Source organism: Streptomyces pathocidini (genome assembly GCF_001418495.1).
GTDB classification, from domain to species: domain Bacteria; phylum Actinomycetota; class Actinomycetes; order Streptomycetales; family Streptomycetaceae; genus Streptomyces; species Streptomyces pathocidini.
The window spans coordinates 1-4281 of sequence record NZ_LIQY01000369.1 but is presented as its reverse complement, the minus strand read 5'-3'; the positions used below and the strand labels follow the sequence as shown (position 1 = coordinate 4281).

Genomic DNA, 4281 nt, shown 5'->3' with positions numbered 1-4281 from the left:
CGCGCAGCCCGGCGAGGGCGATGAGCAGGCCGTGCCGGATGGGGCGGCGGTGCCGGATGGGGCGCCCGGCAAGCGTGCCGGGCGGCAGTCCGGCCGTTCCGAGAGCGCTCCCACGGCGGGCGAGCAGCCGCGGCCCGCGGTGCGGCGCGGGCCCGCCGACCCCGTGCGGCGGCTGATCTACCAGCACCGGGAGCTGTGCGAACGGGCCGTCGACCCGCTGGAGATCGCCGCCGGCCTGGAGGCGCACGGCGTCACGGACCGTACCGCCGCCCGGTTCCGCCACCGCGACGTGCTCTCCCTCGCGGAGGAGCTCTACGCGCGTGTGCCGCGAGTCGAGCCCCACGCACGCGTGGGCCGGGAGCCCGCCGTCCCGCACGAGCCGGGCGCGCGGCGGGTGTTGGACCTGCTGCCCGGCGCCGCCTGCGCGGCCGCCGCCGTCGGCGTCGAGCTGGCGGCCCAGTCCGAGCGGGCCGTACGGCTGGGCATCGGCCTCGCGGGCGCTCTGGCCGTCGCGCTGGCGCTCCGCCTGTGCCTGCGGCGCGGCCCGCTCAGCCTGCGCGGCGGCGGCGCCCGCGGCGCGGGCCTGTGGACCTGCTGGCTGATCGGCTACCTCCTGTTCGGCGACGCGCTCCTCAAGGAGGCCGTCGAGGCCCCGGCAGCGGCGGACTTCGAGCCCTGGCCGGCCTCCGCGCCCTCCGCGGCCCCGGCCGTCGTCGCCCTCGCCCTCTCCGTCGCCCCGGCCGTCTGGTGCGCGCGCTGGTTCGCCGTACGGGCCCGGCTGCTGGGGCCCGCCCTGGCCCTGCGGATCGCCGTAGCCCTGCCGCGGACAGCCGTAACCGGGCTGCCCCTGGGGCTGCTGCGGGGGAGGGGACACGGTGGGCTGACCGTACGGGCCCGGCTGCGGCGGCGGGGGGCCGTACGCGCCCGGTTGCCCCTGCGGCGGTCGCGGCTGCTGCGGCGGCGGAGGGCCGAAGCCGCCCGGCTGCTGAGGCCGGTCGCCGTACGGCCCGGGCTTGTCGTAACTCATGGCATCCCCTCGTCCTGCAAGCCAGTTGGGCCCATCCTTCCGGACGTCCCGCGCCCTCCTCACCCCGGGGCGGCAACTGGTTCGTGACGGCCCTCACCCGGCCCGTACACTGACCGTCGTGACCGACAACACCCAGCGCCCCCAGGACGGGGCCAGCAGCGCCCGCCCCGAAGACCTGCCGACCCAGTACGCCCCGGCCGAGGTGGAAGGGCAGCTGTACGAGCGTTGGGTAGAGCGCGGTTACTTCGAGGCTGACGAGGCCGGCGGCAAGGAGCCGTACACGATCGTCATCCCGCCGCCCAACGTCACGGGCTCCCTCCACCTCGGCCACGCCTTCGAGCACACGCTGATCGACGCCCTCACCCGCCGCAAGCGGATGCAGGGTTACGAGACGCTGTGGCAGCCCGGCATGGACCACGCGGGCATCGCGACGCAGAACGTCGTCGAGCGGGAGCTGGCCAAGGAGGGCAAGTCCCGCCACGACCTGGGCCGCGAGGCGTTCGTCGACCGCGTCTGGAAGTGGAAGGCCGAGTCCGGCGGCCAGATCTCCGGCCAGATGAAGCGGCTCGGCGACGGCGTCGCCTGGTCGCGCGAGCGCTTCACCATGGACGAGGGCCTGTCCAAGGCCGTCCAGACCATCTTCAAGCGGCTCTACGACGACGAGTTGATCTACCGCGCCGAGCGCATCATCAACTGGTGCCCGCGCTGCCTGACCGCCATCTCCGACATCGAGGCGGAGTACCAGGACGACGAGGGCGAGCTGATCTCCATCCGCTACGGCGAGGGCGAGAACGCCATCGTCGTCGCGACGACCCGCGCCGAGACGATGCTCGGCGACACCGCCGTCGCCGTCCACCCCGACGACGAGCGCTACCGGCACCTCGTCGGCACCGAGATCGAGCTGCCGCTCACCGGACGCCGCATCCCGGTCGTCGCCGACGAGCACGTCGACCCCGGGTTCGGCACCGGCGCCGTCAAGGTCACCCCCGCCCACGACCCCAACGACTTCGAGATCGGCCGGCGCCACGGCCTGCCGAACCTCGCCGTCATGGACGAGCACGCGGTCATCACCGTCCACGGCCCCTTCCAGGGCCTGGACCGGCTGGAGGCCCGCTCCACCATCGTCGCCGCACTGCGCGCCGAGGGCCGCATCGTCGCCGAGAAGCGCCCGTACACGCACTCGGTCGGCCACTGCTCGCGCTGCAAGACCACCCTCGAGCCGCGTCTGTCGATGCAGTGGTGGGTCAAGGTCGGCCCGCTCGCGCAGGCCGCGGGCGACGCGGTCCGCGACGGCCGGGTGAAGATCCACCCCGAGGACATGTCGAAGCGCTACTTCGACTGGGTCGACAACCTCCACGACTGGTGCATCTCGCGCCAGCTGTGGTGGGGCCACCGCATCCCCGTCTGGTACGGGCCGAACGGCGAGGTCGTCTGCGTCGGCCCCGACGACGAGCCGCCGAGCGGCGAGGGCTGGCGGCAGGACAGCGACGTCCTGGACACCTGGTTCTCCTCCGGCCTGTGGCCGTTCTCCACCCTCGGCTGGCCCGAGCGGACCGACAGCCTCGCGAAGTTCTACCCCAACTCGGTCCTGGTCACCGGCTACGACATCCTCTTCTTCTGGGTCGCCCGGATGATGATGTTCGGCCTCTACGCGATGGACGGCACCCCGCCGTTCCACACCGTCGCCCTGCACGGCATGGTCCGCGACCAGTTCGGCAAGAAGATGTCGAAGTCCTTCGGCAACGCGGTCAACCCGCTGGACTGGATGGACACTTACGGGTCCGACGCCGTCCGCTTCACCCTCGCCCGCGGTGCCCACCCCGGAGTGGACGTCCCGATCGGCGAGGACTGGGTCCAGGCGTCCCGCAACTTCGCCAACAAGATCTGGAACGCCACCCGCTTCGCGCTGATGAACGGCGCGACGGTCGAGGGCGAACTCCCGGACGCCGAGCGCCTGTCGGCGGCGGACCGCTGGATCCTGTCCCGGCTGAACAGCGTGGTCGCCGAGGTCGACGCGTACTACGACGACTACCAGTTCGCCAAGTTGTCGGACACCCTCTTCCACTTCGCGTGGGACGAGGTCTTCGACTGGTACGTCGAGCTGTCCAAGACCACCTTCGCCAAGGGCGGCCCCGCGGCCGACGCCTCGCGGCGCGTCCTCGGCGAGGTCCTGGACGTCACCCTGCGGCTGCTGCATCCGCTGGTCCCGTTCGTCACCGAGCAGCTGTGGACCGCGCTCACCGGCCAGGAGTCCGTCGTCATCGCCGACTGGCCGGCCGACAGCGCCTTCCGCGACCCGGCGGCCGAGCGGGAGATCGAGACGCTCCAGCAGGTAGTCACCGAGGTCCGCCGGTTCCGCGCCGACCAGGGCCTCCAGCCCGGCCAGAAGGTCCCCGCCCGCCTCGAACTCGGCGGCACGGCCCTGGCCGCGCACGAGGACGCCATCCGCCAGCTGCTGCGCCTCCAGCCGGAGGGCGAGGGCTTCACCGCCACCGCCACCCTCCCGGTCGCGGGCGCGACGGTCGCCCTCGACCTGTCGGGCGCGATCGACGTCGAGGCCGAACGCAAGCGCCTGGCCAAGGATCTGGCCGCGGCCGAGAAGGAGCTGGCCCAGACCACGGCGAAGCTCGGCAACGAGGCGTTCCTCGCCAAGGCCCCGGACCAGGTCGTGGAAAAGATCCGCGCCCGCCAGGCGTCGGCCGGGTCCGACATCGAACGCATCTCGGCCCAGCTGAGTGCTCTGCCGCAGGCCTAGGTGATCGCCGGGGGTCGGCTTGGGCTTGCGGGCCCAAGCCGACCCCGACCGTTCCTGGGGAGCGACCCCGGCCGTTGCCGGGAGCCGGCCCCGGCCGTTCCCGGGCCGCTCGGTGGGGCGGGGCATTTTCGTTCCCGCCGCGACGGCGAGAACTCTCGCGACGGCGAGAACCCCCGCGACGGAGAGTCCGGCGGTGTCGAACTCACGGAAACCACTCGCCGGGCGGCGGGCGAGCACGGCTGAGTCCGCCGGGCCCACACCGCATCGCGCCGGTAGCCCACCGGGGGCACAGCGCAAGCGTCACGGCTCCGTACACTGGGCCAGGTGAGCGACCTCCCCCAGAACGACGGCCCCGAGCCCCCCGACCCCTTCGACGAGATCGTCGAGGCGGAGACCGACAGGGACCCCGACCTCGCCGTCATCGAGGCCGGCAGCCGGACCCTGCGCACGCAGGGCGGCCCGCCGCAGGGCGACGCCGTACCGGCCCGTCCCCATGACC

General features: G+C 73.3%; 1 protein-coding gene and 2 pseudogenes. All 3 read left to right on the top strand.

The window, feature by feature from the left end; genetic code table 11:
* Positions 1-1114: pseudogene (locus AOK16_RS27690) on the top strand (hypothetical protein); the annotation flags it as partial.
* 31 nt (positions 1115-1145) lie between these two features.
* Positions 1146-3782, top strand: coding sequence for a valine--tRNA ligase (locus AOK16_RS17665; RefSeq protein ID WP_055473204.1), 2637 nt, complete (start codon positions 1146-1148; stop codon positions 3780-3782).
* A gap of 324 nt (positions 3783-4106) precedes the next feature.
* A pseudogene (locus tag AOK16_RS28425) lies at positions 4107-4281 on the top strand (dihydrofolate synthase); the annotation flags it as partial.